Origin of the sequence: Aeromonas sp. DNRA1 (assembly GCF_963888745.1) — a bacterium.
Lineage (GTDB): Bacteria > Pseudomonadota > Gammaproteobacteria > Enterobacterales > Aeromonadaceae > Aeromonas > Aeromonas hydrophila.
Genome location: NZ_CAWPKQ010000001.1, coordinates 12,101 through 27,267, shown reverse-complemented (window position 1 = coordinate 27,267; position 15,167 = coordinate 12,101). Strand labels below are relative to the sequence as shown.

General features: G+C 63.2%; 18 protein-coding genes. 8 read left to right on the top strand and 10 right to left on the bottom strand.

The window, feature by feature from the left end; translation table 11 throughout:
- Nucleotides 1-78: 78 nt before the first annotated feature.
- From AACQ43_RS00160 to AACQ43_RS00150, 3 genes are all read right to left on the bottom strand, one after another.
- Nucleotides 79-483, bottom strand: a complete 405-nt coding sequence (locus AACQ43_RS00160; RefSeq protein WP_168965292.1) for a MaoC family dehydratase — start codon at nt 481-483, stop codon at nt 79-81.
- Nucleotides 480-2,264 carry a class I poly(R)-hydroxyalkanoic acid synthase gene (locus AACQ43_RS00155; RefSeq protein WP_076360854.1) on the bottom strand — a complete coding sequence of 595 codons (1,785 nt, stop codon included), beginning with the start codon at nt 2,262-2,264 and terminating at the stop codon, nt 480-482. Before AACQ43_RS00155 ends, AACQ43_RS00160 begins: the two co-directional genes overlap by 4 nt.
- 93 nt (nt 2,265-2,357) lie before the next feature.
- Nucleotides 2,358-2,708: a phasin family protein gene (locus tag AACQ43_RS00150; protein WP_011706254.1), complete on the bottom strand. Its 351-nt coding sequence runs from the start codon at nt 2,706-2,708 to the stop codon at nt 2,358-2,360.
- Nucleotides 2,709-3,024: 316 nt separating this feature from the next.
- Between AACQ43_RS00150 and AACQ43_RS00145 the strand changes: the two genes are divergently transcribed.
- From AACQ43_RS00145 to pdxY, 3 genes are all read left to right on the top strand, one after another.
- Nucleotides 3,025-3,591, top strand: coding sequence for a VC2662 family protein (locus tag AACQ43_RS00145; RefSeq protein WP_146061760.1), 567 nt, complete (start codon nt 3,025-3,027; stop codon nt 3,589-3,591).
- Nucleotides 3,592-3,669: 78 nt separating this feature from the next.
- Entirely contained in the window at nt 3,670-4,425 is a 756-nt protein-coding gene (locus AACQ43_RS00140) for a DUF429 domain-containing protein (protein ID WP_168965290.1), read from the top strand.
- Nucleotides 4,426-4,938: 513 nt separating this feature from the next.
- Nucleotides 4,939-5,802, top strand: coding sequence for a pyridoxal kinase PdxY (gene pdxY / locus AACQ43_RS00135; RefSeq protein ID WP_168965288.1), 864 nt, complete (start codon nt 4,939-4,941; stop codon nt 5,800-5,802).
- A 175-nt stretch (nt 5,803-5,977) separates the two neighbouring features.
- Here the strand turns inward: pdxY and AACQ43_RS00130 are convergent, their stop codons facing one another.
- From AACQ43_RS00130 to cyaB, 5 genes are all read right to left on the bottom strand, one after another.
- Nucleotides 5,978-6,310 (bottom strand): antibiotic biosynthesis monooxygenase family protein, encoded by a 333-nt coding sequence (locus tag AACQ43_RS00130; RefSeq protein WP_168965286.1) that lies wholly within the window; start codon nt 6,308-6,310, stop codon nt 5,978-5,980.
- Between the two features lie 116 nt (nt 6,311-6,426).
- Complete coding sequence (locus AACQ43_RS00125) at nt 6,427-7,545, bottom strand: glycerol dehydrogenase (protein WP_016350588.1); 1,119 nt, start codon at nt 7,543-7,545, stop codon at nt 6,427-6,429.
- 267 nt (nt 7,546-7,812) lie between these two features.
- Nucleotides 7,813-8,319, bottom strand: coding sequence for a GNAT family N-acetyltransferase (locus AACQ43_RS00120; RefSeq protein WP_041217453.1), 507 nt, complete (start codon nt 8,317-8,319; stop codon nt 7,813-7,815).
- A 169-nt stretch (nt 8,320-8,488) separates the two neighbouring features.
- Nucleotides 8,489-8,881, bottom strand: coding sequence for an NUDIX hydrolase (locus AACQ43_RS00115; RefSeq protein WP_168965284.1), 393 nt, complete (start codon nt 8,879-8,881; stop codon nt 8,489-8,491).
- Nucleotides 8,878-9,450 (bottom strand): class IV adenylate cyclase, encoded by a 573-nt coding sequence (gene cyaB, locus AACQ43_RS00110; RefSeq protein ID WP_168965282.1) that lies wholly within the window; start codon nt 9,448-9,450, stop codon nt 8,878-8,880. The genes AACQ43_RS00115 and cyaB overlap by 4 nt, the downstream gene beginning before the upstream one ends.
- 356 nt (nt 9,451-9,806) lie before the next feature.
- Here cyaB and AACQ43_RS00105 point away from each other — a divergent pair, with 356 nt between their 5' ends.
- The 4 genes from AACQ43_RS00105 to AACQ43_RS00090 all read left to right on the top strand — a co-directional run bounded on the left by AACQ43_RS00105 (nt 9,807) and on the right by AACQ43_RS00090 (nt 12,128).
- Nucleotides 9,807-10,652 carry a DUF5718 family protein gene (locus AACQ43_RS00105; protein WP_168965280.1) on the top strand — a complete coding sequence of 282 codons (846 nt, stop codon included), beginning with the start codon at nt 9,807-9,809 and terminating at the stop codon, nt 10,650-10,652.
- Between the two features lie 173 nt (nt 10,653-10,825).
- Nucleotides 10,826-11,158, top strand: a complete 333-nt coding sequence (locus tag AACQ43_RS00100) for a YnfA family protein (RefSeq protein ID WP_011706244.1) — start codon at nt 10,826-10,828, stop codon at nt 11,156-11,158.
- A 33-nt stretch (nt 11,159-11,191) separates the two neighbouring features.
- Nucleotides 11,192-11,683, top strand: coding sequence for a GNAT family N-acetyltransferase (locus tag AACQ43_RS00095; protein WP_168965278.1), 492 nt, complete (start codon nt 11,192-11,194; stop codon nt 11,681-11,683).
- A gap of 7 nt (nt 11,684-11,690) precedes the next feature.
- Nucleotides 11,691-12,128 carry an acetyltransferase gene (locus tag AACQ43_RS00090; RefSeq protein WP_168965276.1) on the top strand — a complete coding sequence of 146 codons (438 nt, stop codon included), beginning with the start codon at nt 11,691-11,693 and terminating at the stop codon, nt 12,126-12,128.
- A 63-nt stretch (nt 12,129-12,191) separates the two neighbouring features.
- On the opposite strand, the gene AACQ43_RS00085 is transcribed toward AACQ43_RS00090, so the two are convergent.
- Both AACQ43_RS00085 and AACQ43_RS00080 read right to left on the bottom strand, forming a co-directional pair.
- Nucleotides 12,192-13,577 carry a DEAD/DEAH box helicase gene (locus AACQ43_RS00085; RefSeq protein WP_168965274.1) on the bottom strand — a complete coding sequence of 462 codons (1,386 nt, stop codon included), beginning with the start codon at nt 13,575-13,577 and terminating at the stop codon, nt 12,192-12,194.
- A gap of 159 nt (nt 13,578-13,736) precedes the next feature.
- A complete protein-coding gene (locus AACQ43_RS00080; RefSeq protein WP_076360842.1) occupies nt 13,737-14,213 on the bottom strand; it encodes a glutathione peroxidase in 477 nt (158 codons plus the stop codon).
- A gap of 287 nt (nt 14,214-14,500) precedes the next feature.
- Between AACQ43_RS00080 and AACQ43_RS00075 the strand changes: the two genes are divergently transcribed.
- A complete protein-coding gene (locus tag AACQ43_RS00075) occupies nt 14,501-15,109 on the top strand; it encodes a 2OG-Fe(II) oxygenase (RefSeq protein ID WP_168965272.1) in 609 nt (202 codons plus the stop codon).
- Nucleotides 15,110-15,167: the final 58 nt, after the last annotated feature.

The following is a 15,167-nucleotide window of genomic DNA, read 5'->3' as shown; positions in this document are numbered from 1 at the left end:
AGACCATTTTTGGGGCACACACCATAGCAGTCAGCCCTGCTGTGGCCGGGCTGACTGAGATCATGGGGCAAACCCTTTTCAGCCGAACTTCACCACGGCTTCACCGTTGACGGCGATGGCGCCGGTGGCCGTCAGGATGCGGGTGGCCAGGGTGATGATGGGCTTGTCGCTGCGCAGGGCGATGATCTCCACCTCTGCCGTCACCTCATCCCCCACAAACACCGGCTGCTTGAAGGCGAGGATCTGACCGAGGTAGACGGTGCCCTTGCCCGGCAGCTGCTGGCCCAGCAGCCCCGAGAAGAGGCTGGCCAGCAGCATGCCGTGCACGATGGGGCGCTCGAACGGCGTGGTGGCGGCGAAGGCGGGATCCAGGTGCAGCGGATTGAAATCCTCCGACAACCCGGCAAACACCTCGACCTCTGCCGCCCCGAACCGCTTGGTCAGTCTGGCTTTTTGGCCCACCTCGAAGGGGAGTGTGCTCATGCGGGCTCCTCCTCGGGGGTCTGTGCAAAGACCGGGTTGAGTCGAACCTTGACGTAGCTGCCGGGCGCCGCTTCCAGCCCTTCGCTCGGGATGCGAGCGGGAAGGGGGGCGGGATCCTCTTCCCGGCTCTGGATGAAGGCTGCCATCTTCGGCCACCAGGAGCCTGGGGTATGGCTTGCGCCGGCGAGCCACGCCTCGGGGCTGGTGGCCTCGGCGTCGTTCTGCCAGAAGCCGTACTTGTTGGCGTCCGGCGGATTGACGATGCCGGCGATGTGGCCCGATTCAGCCAGGATGAAGTGCTGCTCGCCGCCGAACAGCTTCATGCCCTGCCAGGTCCCTTGCCAGAGGGCGATGTGATCGTCCATGGCCGAGACCAGCAGCACCGGGGTCTTCACCTTGCCGAGATCGATGCGGGTGTGGCGGATCTTGAGCTCTCCCTTCACCAGCTGGTTCTCCAGATAGAGCCGGCGCAGCAGGCTGCTGTGGGTCTTGCCTGCCACGTTGGTGCTGTCGCTGTTCCAGTGCAGCAGATCGAACGCCACCGGACTCTGCCCCTTGAGGTAGCTGTCGATGTAGTAATTCCAGTAGAGGCTGTTCTCCCGCAGCAGGCTGAAGGAGACCGCCAGCTGGCGCCCGTCCATGATGCCCTTGGCCTCGTTCTGGGCTTCCAGCGCCGCAATGATGGGCTCGTGGATGAAGATGCCAAGTTCCCCCGGTTGGGAGAAGTCGAGCAGGGTGGTGAACAGGGTGGCGGAGCGAACCCGCTGCTTCTGGCGCCTGGCGGCCAGCCAGCCCATGGCCAGGGAGAGGGCGGTACCGCCGATGCAGTAACCGATGCCGTGCACTTCGCGCTCGCCGGTGGCCGCCTCCACACCATCCAGCGCGGCGATGACCCCATCCACCACGTAGTCGTCGAGATCGATGTCGGCCTGGGCCGGACCCGGGTTGCGCCAGGAGATCATGAACACCGTCTGACCCTGGGCGACCAGCCAGGCCACCAGGGAGTTCTGGGGCCGCATGTCCAGGATGTAGTACTTGTTGATGAAGGGCGGCACGATCAGCACCGGCGTCCTGGCCACCGTTTCCGTGGTCGGGCTGTACTGAATGAGCTCATACAGCTCGGTGCGCTGCACCACCCGGCCCGGCGTCAGCGCCAGATCCCGCCCCAGCTCAAAGGCGGACTCGTCGGTCAGCCGGATGTTGAGTTGATCGGCGCTGCGCTCGAGATCTTCGGCCAGCAGCGCCAGCCCGCGCACCAGATTCTGGCCGTCAGACTCCAGGGTCAGCTTGAGCAGCTCCGGGTTGGTGGCCAGAAAGTTGCTGGGCGCCATGGCGTTGATGTACTGGCGGGTAAAGAAACGCAGCCGCTCCCGGCTCTTCTGGGGCACCCCCTCGAGGGCATCCACCGAAGCCAGCAGGTGCTTGGCGGTCAGCAGATAGGATTGTTTGAGGTAGTCATAAATGGGCTGCTCGCTCCAGGCGTCGGCCTTGAAGCGGCGATCGCTGCGCTCCGGGGCGATGAGCGGTTCGCTCTGCTGGCCTGCGCTTTTGAGCAGGGTGTGCTGCATCAGCTTGAGCTGATCCTGCCACCAGTTCATCTGGGCATTGATCAGTTGCCAGGGCTGCTGGCTACCCTGTTCCAGCACCTGGCCGAGGTCGTCGAGATTGGTCTGCAGCAGGGCTTGGGCCGTGCGCTCGGTCTGCGCCTTGGCCATATCCAGCAGCTTGTCGTTGTAGTGGGCCAGGGCCTCGAACAGCGGGCCGTAAGATGATTGGCTCATGTTCTCTCCTTCACCCATCCCCGGCGCAGGGCGAGCCTGTCGTGACGGAGCATGGGGAGATGTGGCTGCCCGCAGCGGGCAGCCAGGGGGATATCAGGCCTTGCCCGTGCTCTTTTTGATGCCGTCGGCAGCCAGGGCGTCGAGGTCGTCCTTGAACTGCTGGCCGAGGGTATTGAGCTTCTGGATGTCGTCCAGCATCTGGCGGGAGAGCTGGCTGGCGGTCTCCAGCTGGACGGTGCCGAGGGCCGCCAGGCTCTGGGCATCCTGCACCTTGCCGGCGGCCTGCAGCTGGTTCAGCCCCAGCTCGGCATAGGCGTTGGCGGACGCCAGTTGCAGCCGGGTCAGCTGCTCGATGTTGCTGGCCAGCAGCTGGTTGTAACGGGTGAGGGGGGCGGCAAAGCCTTGCATCTGCTCGGTAAAGGTCTTGATTACGTCCATATTCATCGCGCGTCTCCGTGGTTGGCAGAAGGTATTGCAAAAGGGCCGATGGCCCGGGTTGGGTTACAACTGTGCGACTACATCCTTAAGTCGTTACGTATCATTTGCTCTGTTCAAACGTACGTTTAAGCATTGTGTTATCAAATGAGGCTTGATGTAAATAATATAAATGTTAATTTTGGGCTAAACATTGATTCTGGTCTGTCCAGTTTGATTGACCCGACTCAGACGAGGGGTGACGCAGCCACGTCCGTTTGGTCTCGTTCCCAGGCCGCGGGGCTGGTAGGCTGACGCCACTCCCTGAGTCTTGAGGAATGCATCGATGAAACCTGCTCGCCTGCTGCTTGCCCTGGGGGCTGCGACCTTTGGTGGCGGCGTTGCCCACGCCAGTACCCCTGTTCAGCTCTCTTTGCCCGGCGTCAATCTGCCCGCATCCCATCAGGTCGAGGGGGCCAGAGCCTCTGTTCTCTATGGTCGCACCGGTCAGGTGAAGGGGATCGATCTGCCTGTCTTCGCCCTTTCCGACGTGGATCAATTCACCGGTCTGCAGCTTGGCATCTTTCTCGGCGCCAGCCGGGTACGCCACCAGTTTGGCGGGGTGGCGATCAACGCGGTCAACTGGCACGAGGGTCAGGACAAGGGCGTCAACCTTGGCTTCGTCAACCTGACCAACAATGTGCAGGGCCTCAACTGGGGTGCCGTCAACATCGCCAAGGGCAATGCCCTGGCCAACGTCGGCTTCGTCAACTATGCCGAGCGCACCACCTTCCAGCTGGGCTTCATCAACGCCACCAAGCATCTGGACGGTCTGCAGATTGGCCTCGCCAACTACGCCGAGAACGGGGTTTTCCCCATCTTGCCACTGATCAATTTCAAGAAATCCTTCTAAGCCGCGCTGCCAACCTTGCTTTAGGGTCTCCAGCCATTACCCTGTGCTGCATTGATAGCGTGCAGAGGTGACACTGGCATGACAATGGAACACATGGATGCCATCGGCATCGGCTGGGACGTAAGAGGCTGGCAGGGCAGTGCCCAGGCGGTGGCCGTGGTGGGGTGGCAGGCGCGTGAACAGCGGCTGCACTGGTTTGGGGTATCGCCCCTGTTTCGACTGAGCTCACGGGTTGCGCCGGATCTGGATGCCTTGCTGCGCCCGGCATTGCACGATGAGATCCATCTGCTGCAGGTGCTGGCCTGCCCGCAGTTGGCGCTCGGGATCGACGCGCCGTTGGCGTTTCCTCGCGCCTTGGGCGAGCTGCTGGCGGGGAGGGCGACCGAGTGCGCCGTGCCCCAGCGCGAGATAGACAACCCTTATGCTTATCGGGACTGCGAGCGCTGGCTGCACCGGCAATATGGCAAGAAGCCGCTCTCGGCCACTTTCGACCGGCTCGGCAACAACGCGACCCTGGCGCTCGCTATGCTGCCCCGACTGGCCGACTTGCAGCTGGTGCCCAAGCAGCAACCGCAGACCGATCGCGCCGTGCTGGAGGTCTATCCCGCCCTTGCCAAGGTAGGGGGCAAGGCATCGGCGGTGCGCGCCGAGCTGCTGGCGCATCTGCCGGCCGATGTGACGGCGGGGACCGATCGCTACGATGCCGCCATCTGCGCCCTGATGGCGCTGCAATACGCCGCCAAGGGGAGCGTCTCCCTGTTGCCGGCTCTGGTGGCGCCGCCCGCCGAGATGGCTTTGGACGAGGGTTGGGTCTACCACTTCGCTCGCCCCTGATAAACCGGATCGGGCTGACCAGCCCGATCCGGCCTCTGGCCGGCCGGTGAGCTATTCACTTGCACCGACGCCGTTGCCTCCTTCCACAATTGCCTTACTGCCTTACTGCCTTACTGCCTTACTGCCTTACTGCCTTACTGCCTTACTGCCTTACTGCCTTACTGCCTTACTGCCTTACTGCCTTACTGCCTTGCTCGCTGACGGCCAAGGCTGCCACAGGTATCTGCCGGTTTACTCGTCATTACATGGTTCTGCGCACAAAAAGCTCACTTGTTAATCTCATATGCCATCAAACAAGAGCCTTGTATCACTTTATCAGGCCATTACGGCCATGTTCGCGGTTGCAAACTACGGCATGCCAGCGAAGAAGGGGCCGGTGATGGTGGTGGCAAGCAGCGCGTCATCGAGGATTTTGCCGACCAAATAAGGGTTTGTGCTGATCAAGGGTGGAAGATCAATATCTTCATCCGATATATTGCGCCTTTCCCCTGACTCTTCTCTGCGGTGATGTCGATGAAACGCATTCTCTCTATCCAGTCCCACGTGGTGTTCGGCTGTGCCGGCAACAGCGCTGCCGTGTTTCCCATGCGCCGTCTTGGTATGGAGGTATGGCCCATCAACACGGTGCAGTTCTCCAACCACACCCAATATACGGCCGGTTGGCAGGGAATGGCGATGCCCGCAGGACATATCAGCGCCCTGTGCGAAGGGCTCTCGAATATCGAGGTGCTGGCCCACTGTGACGCCGTGCTGAGCGGTTATCTGGGCTCGGCGGAGCAGGGAGACGAGATCCTGGCGGTAGTGGCCGCGGTCAAGGCCGCCAATCCTGCCGCCATCTATTTCTGCGATCCCGTGATGGGTCACCCGGAGAAAGGGTGCATCGTCGCTCCTGGGGTGACCCGTTTCTTGACCGAGAAGGCGCTGCCGGCGGCCGACATCATGGCCCCCAATCTGCTGGAGCTGGAGACCCTGTGCGACGTCCATCTGACGGATTTGGCGCAGACGCGGGCCGCCGCTCATCAGCTGTTGGCGCGCGGGGTGAAGATGGTGCTGGTCAAGCATCTTGGACGCGCCGCTCGCGAGCCGGGTCGTTTCGAGATGCTGCTGGCCACCCCCGAGGGAGATTATCTGATCGACCGCCCGCTCTACGAGTTTGCCCGCCAGCCGGTGGGCGTGGGGGATCTCATCAGCGCGCTGATGCTGGCCAATCTGCAGGCGGGTTACGATGCCGTCAGCGCGTTCGAGCGCACCAATGCGGCGGTGGATACGGTACTGCTGCACACCTGGCAGGCCGATGCCTATGAGTTGCAGCTGATCGCGGCCCAGGAGGCCTTTGTCGCCCCTCTGATCAAGGCGCGGGCCGAACGGTTGGCCTGACCTGGCCATCAGGGGGAGGGCCTGGGCGCGGATGATCCGCGCCCAGCTTGGCCCCCTGATCACTCTTCCTCATCTATCAGTTACCAGCTCCCCGCTGCGCCGCTTATCTGCTTGCACACCGAGCGAGGCAATGCCGCCTCAGCCGTCACCTTGGTCCTGACGCCGGGCATCCGGTTCAGATCTGGCCGTTGCCCTGTTCCCGCTGCTCTGCCTCATCGAACGTGACCTGCCGGTAGTGCTCGACTGTGGGGAAGGGATCGTAGAAGTGATGGAGCAGGGACTTCCACTGCTGGTACTGGGGTGAGCCGCGAAAACCCTGGGTGTGATCTTCGAGGCGCCGCCAGTTGACCAGCAGCAGATAGCGGTGGGGATCGGTCAGCGAGCGCTGGAGCTGGTGTCCACCGTAGCCAGGCATGGTGCTGATGATGCGCTGGGCCAGGGAGAATGCCAGCTCGAAGGCGGCAGCCTGACCGGGGATAACCTGCAAAGGGGCGACTTCCAATATCATGGTGACTCCTTGTCCCAAGGATAAAGGGGCCATTGCAGCAGGTCGGGCAGGGAATGACAAGGCCGGCCGCTGGGGCCGGCCTTGTCGGCGTGATCACGGCTTTGCTTGAGTGCCGATCAGGCGCGTGGGTGGCGGGCCCGGTAGCGCTCGGCCATGGCGTTGGCCGCGATCATGGCGTGGTAGACATCCTGCTCGCTGACGCTCATCGGCATGTTGCCCATGGTGTCGAGGGGATCGCAGGCAAGTTTGGCCACCTGGCGCCACTCGCTCTCCACGAAACGGCTCAGCCCCATTTCCTGCAGGGTCATGGGCAGGCCGGCCAGCTGGATGATGCGCATCACCTCGTCCAGCTCGGCCTGGGGCGCGCGCTCGAGTACCAGCTGGGTGAGCAGGCCAAACACCACCTTCTCGCCGTGCTGGGCCCGGTGCAGATCCGCCACCACCGACATGCCGTTGTTGACCGCATGGGCCGCCGCCAGGCCGCCCGCTTCGGCGCCCACGCCGCTCAGATAGATGGTGGCTTCGATGGTCTGCTCCAGCGCCGGGGTAGTGACATGGTGGCGCACCGCGTCCATCGCCAGCTCGATGTTCTCCCCCAGCAGCTCGTAGCAGAGCCGGGCCAGCCCGAGACCGGTGCGGGAGGGGCGCTTGCCCACCAGATTGATACCGTCCGCCCGGTAACAGGCACGGGCCTCGAAGTAGGTGGCGAGCGCATCGCCCACACCGGCGGCGAAGAAGCGGGCGGGGGCCGCCGCTATGATGGCGGTGTCGGCGATCACCACATCCGGGTTCTGGGGCAGGAACAGATAGCGCTCGAACTCGCCCGCCGGGTTGTAGATCACCGCGAGGGCGGTGCAGGGGGCATCGGTGGAGGCGATGGTGGGAAACAGCACCACGGGGCGGCGCAGGTAGAAGGCGACCGCCTTGGCGACATCCAGAGTCTTGCCGCCGCCGATGCCGACGATGACATTGGCCCCCTGTTGTTCGGCCAGATCACACAGGCGGCGGATCTCGATGTCGGTGCATTCGTAGTTGAACTTCTCGACCGCTCCCTTCAGGCCTGCCTGCAGCAGGCCGGCGAGCGCCTCTTCCCGCACCCTCTCCAGAATGAATTCGTCGCTGACGAGCAGGGCATTGTCGCCGAAATCTTTTACGTGATCATGGAGTTGGGGCAGCAGATCGTGGCCGATGATGAACTTCTTGGGGGAGGTGACGGTACGAGGCAGGATAGGCATGCAGTATTCCTCAAGGCAGTGAGCGGCATCCGCTTGGTATGCAAACGGGTCTTTCTGCCACACCATACGCCTCGTCTGGCGTGAGGTGAAGGAACAATCATATACAAATGGGGCTATAGGAGATTCAGAATTAATCTTGATGCCATTTTGATTGTTTTCTACGGGCAGGAGGGTAACGCAACGCGCCCTCCATGGGGAGGGCGCACGGTGGCATACAGAGTAGAGGCATGCAGGGTAGAGGCGTGCGAAGCGGAGGCGGTGCGCGGCTCAGAGCTGCTTGTAGAAAAAGAGGGTGGCTGCCAGGGTACCGTCGGCACTGCGGGCAAAGGCGGGGATCTGGCCCGCCTCCTGGTAGCCAAGCTGGCGATAGAGGCGGGAGGCGGCATCGCCCACCCTGGTGTCGAGCACCAACAGGCTGCGGCCGGCTTCTTTGGCCCCTTGCTCCATGCTGGCCATCAGGGCACGGCCGACCCCCTTGCCACGGTGCAGACTGTGCACCATCAGTTTTTCCACTTCGGCGCGGTGACGGCCATTGGCCTTGGTGCACAGCGAGAGCTGGAGGGCACCGACCAGCTGGTGTTGCAGGAAAGCGACCCAGAGCCGGCGGCTGCCCGCGGCCAGCTCCGTCTCTATGCCCTGCCAATAGACGAGCCCCTGCTCTTCGGTCAGCGGCGGCAGAAAACCCACCGACGCGCCGCTGGCGACGCTGTCTTGCAGCAAAGTGATGAGGGCAGGCTTGATGCCCTGGGTGGTATCAACCTCAACTATGTCCATCAGGAGTCCTTGTCAACAAAGTTCACGCCACCGGCCCGGTCTGCCGCGGCGCCTGCCGCCAACGGGACCGGCGGCAGGATGACTGGTTAGACTCGCCGTTTCTGCCGCCAATTTCAAGTCGTTGTCACTCGCCGGGTGCGCCCGATCACGCCCTCAAGGCGGGTTCCCCTTAGCGGATGAGCTTCTGTTCGACCAGCCAGGCAAACAGCAGCCGGGAAACCGCAGAGATCTCGGCCATATGGCGGCTGTCGAGCCAGCGCAGCTCGGCGATCTCCGCCGAGGCGACGGGAGTGCCGTCAGCCTCGCCGGTGTAGCAGCGCAGCTTGACGTTGACCCCCTGCGGTTTGCTGTCGGCCTGGGCACTGAACTCGCAGGCAAACGCCAGGGTATCGGGCTTGAGGGCCACGGCCAGCTCCTCCTCGATTTCGCGCATCAGCGCCGCCTCGTCGCTCTCTCCCGCTTCGCGCTTGCCGCCGGGAATGTAGTAGATCTGCTTGCCGTGGGAGCGGGCACAGAGCAGTTGCTGATCCTTGAAGGTCAGCCAGGCGAGTTTGTCGATCATGAACGTCTCTCTGGTGATGGTGTGGTGGCTTGTTCGCACAGGGTGCGATAGGAGCGGGTCTCCAGCCGGTCGGGGTCCAGCCCGAGCTGGGCGGCCAGGGACAGCAGTTGTTGGCGATAATCTGGCAGCAGGGTTTCGTCATCGGTCATGATGGCCAGCTCGGCAAAATCGCCGAGCCCTGCCAGGTGATCCAGGGTGACGTGGAAGGGGCCGACGAAATAGATGCTGCGCACTTTGCGAAGGGTCAGTATCGGCTGGTAACCCAGGGTGTGCAGCATGCTGATGGCCTTGTCGGCGTCGGTGATGTTGACCGCCTCGCAGCGATCGGGTTCGGGCCCCTTCACGATCCAGAGCCGGATGCCGGAGGGCTGCATGGTACGGATCAGCAGGCTCTTGCCCGCTGCGCTCAGGCTGCGGTCCGACATGTCGAAGTAGGTGTCCTGCTCCTGGTTGCGCTCCAGCATCACCTCGGGATTGAGGGCGGCGAGGGCAATGGTGAAGGCCTCGACATCGCCGAGCCTGTATTTGAACTCGACCTCGAAGCGGCCCTGAAAGTGCTGTGCTGACATCGACAGGCATCCTTGAGTGTGCGGATTGGCATGGCGGGCAGCCTAGCAAAGTTGGCGGGCTGGCCCAAGGGGCAAGGCGGCAGGATGTGGAAACGATCTGTTTCCGGGGCCCATAGTTGATCAATGCGCGGCCTGTCGCCCTGATCAAGGGCAGGCGCCGCACACGGTCGAGTCAGTGCGGGCATGGCGGTTGCTCACAAGCTCGCCGAGCGGCCGGAAAAAGTTCGCGCTGGCGCACAGGATGGGGCGTGCAGGCTGGGCGAGGGCAGACCCCTGTGTTTTAATCCTTGCCACTTTCGTGGCAGCCGCCCCGTGCCGGGCCGCTGCCTTCGCTTTGGCAAGAGGCAGGTGAGAAGATGCAAGTGACAGCAGAGAGCAAGTTTATCGGACTCGGGGTGGCGGGCAATTTCGCCGGTCATCTGGAGCAGGCCGGCGAGGCCTCGGATTTCGTGGCGGTGGTGGTGCGCGACACCAGCGCCCCCAAGGCGCTGTTCCCCTTCTACGTGCCGGGCCACCCCGGCCAGCTTGGTGTCTTCCCCTTGAGCGGCGACGCCATCTTCTTGCCGGAGGCGGCGGTGAGCGGCGATGAGAAAGTGCAGATAGAGCCGGAAGTGGCGCTCTGGTGCGAGCTGGAGTACGCGGGGGAGCAGGTGGTGGGCATCCATCCGCGCGCCTTTGGTGCCTACAACGACTGCTCCATCCGCCGTCCCAACGCCAAAAAGATCAGCGAGAAGAAGAACTGGGGCGAAGAGAGCAAGGGGCTGGCCCCCGCGTTGCTGCCCCTGTCCCATTTCGCCGCCGGCTGCGAGCTCGATGACTACCGCATCGCCTGCTATCTGGAGCGGGACGGCGAGCTGCACCTCTACGGGGTGGACAGCGCGGCAGTGGATTACAGCTACTTCCACGGCCAATTGCTGACGTGGGCCATCGACAAGTTCAACCATCAGCAGGACGAGGGGCCGGCCGAGCACATCCAGGGGCTGCTGGCCCAGGCCGGGCGCCCGGCCCATGCCCTCATCAGCATCGGGGCTACCCGTTATACCCCGTTTGGCGAGACCCACTTCCTCAAGCCCGGTGACACTGCCTGCGTGCTGCTCTATCCGGCCAGCCGTTATGGCGAAAGCGATATCCGTGAGGCCATTCGCACCCGTCAGTTCGGGCCCGACATGTCGGTGCTGCTGCAGGCGGTCAAGACCCGCTGATGACCCGGCCTTCCCCCGTGCTGGCGGAGGAAGGCCGGCTGCGTGTTGCATCCGTTATCCTTCCCCCTCGCGTTTGTTGCCTGATCCCGCTTACCCGGCCCGGCCATTTGGCTTACCATTGCTCTTTTTGCCGAACACGTTGTCGAACACGTTGCTGAATAATGGGGTAGCTGATGGGCGAGTTGAAAACCATGGGGCTGTTTCTGGTGACGGCGCTGGCCGAGATCCTGGGCTGTTATCTGCCCTATCTCTGGCTGACCCAGGGGCGCAGCGTCTGGCTGCTGCTGCCGGCGGGGTTGAGCCTGATGCTGTTTGCCTGGCTTCTATCACTGCACCCGACCGCAGCCGGGCGTGTCTATGCCGCCTATGGCGGCGTCTACATCTTCGTAGCCATCCTCTGGCTCTGGCTGGTGGACGGCATCCGCCCCAGCCTGTGGGATCTGGTGGGGTCGCTGGTGGCCCTGTGCGGTATGGCCATCATCATGTTTGCCCCCCGCGAGGCGTGAAACCGCGCCGCCCGCAGCACAAGGAGAAGAGGGATGACGCACATCAGGGCCTGTACTCTGCAGGATATGGCCGGTCTGCTGGCGCTCTATCGAGAATTGCGCCCCCATGACCCTGCGCTTTCACCGGATGCTGCCCGTACGGCGCTGACGGCCTTGCTGGCGCAGCCTCATCTTCACCTGCTGGTGGCGGAGGTGGATGGCCAGCTGGCTGCCACCTGCCAGCTCGGCGTGGTAGCGACCCTGACCAACGGCGGCCGGCCGTTTGGCATGGTGGAGCACGTGGTGACGGCCTCTGCGTTTCGGCGCCGGGGCATCAGCCGGCAGTTGCTGACCCATGCCCTTGCGCTCGCCTGGCAGCAGGATTGCTACAAGGTGATGCTGCTGTCGGGGGAGGGGCGCGAGGCGGCCCACCGGCTCTATGCATCGCTCGGCTTCAAGGCCGGCATCGAGAAGGGGTTTGTCCTCAAGCAGGTCGACGCCATGGCAACGGCCGGACAGGCTCCAAACAATCAATCTATTGAGTGAGTACGATATGAGACTGGAACAGCCATCGCGCGGGGATTATCAGGCCCTGATCGCGCTGTGGGAGGCGTCGGTGCGCGCTACCCATCATTTTTTGCCGGAGGAGGAGATCGCCACCCTGCGCGAGCTCATCCTGGAACATTACTTTGACGCCGTGACCCTCACCTGCGCCCGCAACGACCAGGGTATCGCCGGCTTTTGCGGGGAGCACGAGGGCAACATCGAGATGCTGTTTGTCGACCCGGCGCTGCGCGGGGGCGGGGTTGGCCGCCTGCTGGTGGCCGATGCCATCGCCCGGCTGGGGGCGACCCGGGTGGACGTCAACGAGCAGAATGAGCAGGCGCTCGGCTTTTATCGCCACCTGGGTTTCGAGGTGGTGGGTCGTTCGGCGCTGGACGGGCAGGGCAAGCCCTATCCATTGCTGCATATGACACTGACAGGCCAGTGACACCGGCCCAGTAAAAAACCGCCCTCAGGCGGTTTTTTGTTATGACGGGATCAGGATGGCCTGTTACTCCTCGTTGGAGTTGTCCTGATAGTCGTCGCGCTGGGCCTTGGGCAGGCGGCGCATGGGGGTAAAGCCGATATCCTCGCCCACCACTTCCCGCTTGCGGGCTGGGGCAGGCTTCTTGCCGCCATCGCTCTTGGCCTTGCTCTTGCCTGCGGCGGTTTTGCCGTTGCCACCCTTGGCATTGGCGGCGCCACGGGCACGCGGCGGGTTTTGTACCGGCTTGCTGCCCGGCAGGGTCTGCCGGCTCGGTTTGCCGCTGGGCTCGTACCCTTCCAGGATCTCCACCGAGAGGGATTGGCCGATCAGTGCCTCTATTCCCTTGAGCTGGCCCAGTTCGTCCTGGCTCACCAGCGAGATGGCCTCGCCGCCACGGCCGGCGCGGCCGGTGCGACCGATACGGTGGATGTAATCCTCCGCCATCTGGGGCAGCTCGAAGTTGATCACGTGGGGCAGCTGATCGATGTCGAGGCCGCGGGCGGCGATGTCGGTCGCCACCAGCACTCGAACCTTGCCTTCCCGAAAATCCGCCAGCGCCCGGTTGCGGGCACCCTGGCTCTTGTCGCCGTGGATGGCAACGGTATCGAGCCCGTCTTTTTGCATCTGCTGGGCCAGGCGATCTGCGATCTGCTTGGTGCGCACGAACACCAGCACCCGCTGCCAGTTGCCGCGACCGATCATGTGGGAGAGCAGCTCGCGGCGGCGTTCCCGGTCGACCTGGATGATGCGCTGGGTCACCTGCTCGGCGGCGGTGTTGCTGGGATCCACCTCGATCAGGGTGGGTTCTTGGAGCAGGTCATCCGCCAGCGCCTTGATCTCGTGTGAGAAGGTGGCGGAGAACAGCAGGGTCTGCCGTTCGGCCGGCAGTGCCTTCATGATGCGGCGAATGTCGACGATGAAGCCCATGTCGAGCATGCGATCCGCTTCGTCCAGCACCAGCACTTCCAGCTCGGACAGGGTCAGCGCCCCCTGGGTCAGCAGATCCAGCAGACGGCCCGGGGTAGCCACCAGGATGTCGATGCCGAGCTTGATGGCGTCCAGATTGGGCTTGATGCTGACGCCGCCGTAGGCGATCAGGGTGCGAAACGGCAGGTGGTGGGCATATTTGATGATGCTCTCACCCACCTGGGCGGCCAGTTCGCGGGTCGGGGTCAGCACCAGGGCCCGCACCTGACGGCGGCCACGGCCATGGTTGGCCAGCAGGCGCTGCAGCATGGGCAGGGTGAAACCGGCCGTTTTGCCTGTGCCTGTCTGGGCGCCGCCGAGCACATCCTGTCCGGCCAGAATGGCGGGGATGGCTTGTTGCTGGATGGGGGTTGGCTGTTCGTAACCCAGCTCCTTGACGGCCCGCAGGATGTGCGGAGACAGACCCAGTTCGTTGAATGACATGTTCGAGAGAGACTCCTCTGGTGAGCCTTGGGCTCAGCGGATGGCAGGTGCGCTGGCACCCGCCACAAGATGGAAATGATAACGGGGGCGTAATATAGCAGATGCGCGCCCTGCACGCAGCAGCCGTGTCGCGTTGTCCGGCCGCCGCGTGCAGCGGCCTCAGAGCAGGGCCTGGATATCGTCTCGCAGGCTCTCGGGTTTGCTGGTGGGAGCAAAGCGGGCCACCACCTTGCCGTCCCGGTCGATCAGGAACTTGGTGAAGTTCCACTTGACGTTCTCCAGCCCCAGCAGACCCGGTTGCTCCCGCTTGAGCCACTGATAGAAGGGGTGGGCCTGTTCGCCGTTGACCTCGCACTTGGCCATGATGGGGAAGCTGACCGGATAGTCGAGGGAGCAGAAGCGGGCGATCTCCTCTGCATCTCCCGGCTCCTGGTGGCCAAACTGATCGCAGGGGAAGCCCAGGATCATCAATCCCTCGGGGCCCAGCTCCTGATAGAGCGCCTCCAGTCCGGTGTATTGGGGGGTAAAACCGCAGCGGCTGGCGACGTTGACCACCAGCACGACCTGGCCTTGCAAGGTGGACAGGGGAAATTCGGTACCATCAAGGCGTTGCAGGGTTAGGTCGGGCAATGACATCAAGCACTCCTGTTGAATGGGGCCCATTCAGGGCGTATCGCTCCACGGTAACGGGCGCGACGGCGCGGAGCAAGCGCCGCTTTCCCCTTTGCAATGAAAGATCTAACCCGGTCTGAGGGTATTTGAGTGCGCCAGATCACAGGCTGGCGAGGGGGATCAGATAATGGGGGCCTTGTGCGCCCGGATAGCGTATTGATGGTGGGACTTCTGAGGATAAGCAAACCGGTTTGTGTCTTGCTCTGGAAGTCGCTAAAAAGCGCCCTCTCTCCACTTGTTGCGAGTCAATCTTGGACTATCAAGCCGTCATGGACGCCATTTACACCCGGGGATGGGTGATAGTGGATGATTTTTTAACCGCCACCGAGGTGGATGCCCTCAAGGCGTGTCTGCCGGATGCGTGGCGGCCGGCCGGGATCGGTCGCGATGCCCTGCATCAGGACAACCGCTCCATTCGCCGGGATCAGATCCACTGGCTCGAACCCTCCCTCGGTGCGCCGGTGGCCGACTATCTGGCGAGGATGGAGGCACTGCGGCTGGCCGCCAACCAGATGCTGATGCTGGGGCTGTTCGACTACGAGGCTCACTTTGCCCGCTATCGCAGCGGCGACTTCTATGCCACCCATCGCGATGCCTTCGCCGGGCGATCCAACCGCCGCCTTACCTCGGTGTTCTATTTGAACAACGACTGGCAACCCCAGGCAGGCGGCGTGCTGCGGATGTACGATGACGACGAGCAGTTTTTGATGGATGTCTCGCCCCGGGGCGGACGACTGGTGTTGTTTCTATCCGAAGAGTTCCCCCACGAGGTGCTGCCCGCCAACCAGGAGCGCTACAGCATCGCCGGCTGGTTTCGGGTCAACGGCAGCGGCAACGGCCGGCTCGATCCGCCGCGCTGAGCTCTTTTCATCCAATTTCTGACACAGGTGGGAATTTTTATGGCCGTTGTCGGCGGAT

What these genes read in the sequence shown, in the direction of transcription:
- AACQ43_RS00130 (WP_168965286.1), bottom strand. Translation starts at nt 6,310, where the DNA reads ATGATATTGGAAGTCGCCCCTTTGCAGGTTATCCCCGGTCAGGCTGCC.
- AACQ43_RS00080 (WP_076360842.1), bottom strand. Translation starts at nt 14,213, where the DNA reads ATGTCATTGCCCGACCTAACCCTGCAACGCCTTGATGGTACCGAATTT.
- AACQ43_RS00105 (WP_168965280.1), top strand. Translation starts at nt 9,807, where the DNA reads ATGCAAGTGACAGCAGAGAGCAAGTTTATCGGACTCGGGGTGGCGGGC.
- cyaB (WP_168965282.1), bottom strand. Translation starts at nt 9,450, where the DNA reads ATGTCAGCACAGCACTTTCAGGGCCGCTTCGAGGTCGAGTTCAAATAC.
- AACQ43_RS00085 (WP_168965274.1), bottom strand. Translation starts at nt 13,577, where the DNA reads ATGTCATTCAACGAACTGGGTCTGTCTCCGCACATCCTGCGGGCCGTC.
- AACQ43_RS00100 (WP_011706244.1), top strand. Translation starts at nt 10,826, where the DNA reads ATGGGCGAGTTGAAAACCATGGGGCTGTTTCTGGTGACGGCGCTGGCC.
- pdxY (WP_168965288.1), top strand. Translation starts at nt 4,939, where the DNA reads ATGAAACGCATTCTCTCTATCCAGTCCCACGTGGTGTTCGGCTGTGCC.
- AACQ43_RS00145 (WP_146061760.1), top strand. Translation starts at nt 3,025, where the DNA reads ATGAAACCTGCTCGCCTGCTGCTTGCCCTGGGGGCTGCGACCTTTGGT.
- AACQ43_RS00125 (WP_016350588.1), bottom strand. Translation starts at nt 7,545, where the DNA reads ATGCCTATCCTGCCTCGTACCGTCACCTCCCCCAAGAAGTTCATCATC.
- AACQ43_RS00160 (WP_168965292.1), bottom strand. Translation starts at nt 483, where the DNA reads ATGAGCACACTCCCCTTCGAGGTGGGCCAAAAAGCCAGACTGACCAAG.
- AACQ43_RS00140 (WP_168965290.1), top strand. Translation starts at nt 3,670, where the DNA reads ATGACAATGGAACACATGGATGCCATCGGCATCGGCTGGGACGTAAGA.
- AACQ43_RS00150 (WP_011706254.1), bottom strand. Translation starts at nt 2,708, where the DNA reads ATGAATATGGACGTAATCAAGACCTTTACCGAGCAGATGCAAGGCTTT.
- AACQ43_RS00090 (WP_168965276.1), top strand. Translation starts at nt 11,691, where the DNA reads ATGAGACTGGAACAGCCATCGCGCGGGGATTATCAGGCCCTGATCGCG.
- AACQ43_RS00155 (WP_076360854.1), bottom strand. Translation starts at nt 2,264, where the DNA reads ATGAGCCAATCATCTTACGGCCCGCTGTTCGAGGCCCTGGCCCACTAC.
- AACQ43_RS00120 (WP_041217453.1), bottom strand. Translation starts at nt 8,319, where the DNA reads ATGGACATAGTTGAGGTTGATACCACCCAGGGCATCAAGCCTGCCCTC.
- AACQ43_RS00115 (WP_168965284.1), bottom strand. Translation starts at nt 8,881, where the DNA reads ATGATCGACAAACTCGCCTGGCTGACCTTCAAGGATCAGCAACTGCTC.
- AACQ43_RS00095 (WP_168965278.1), top strand. Translation starts at nt 11,192, where the DNA reads ATGACGCACATCAGGGCCTGTACTCTGCAGGATATGGCCGGTCTGCTG.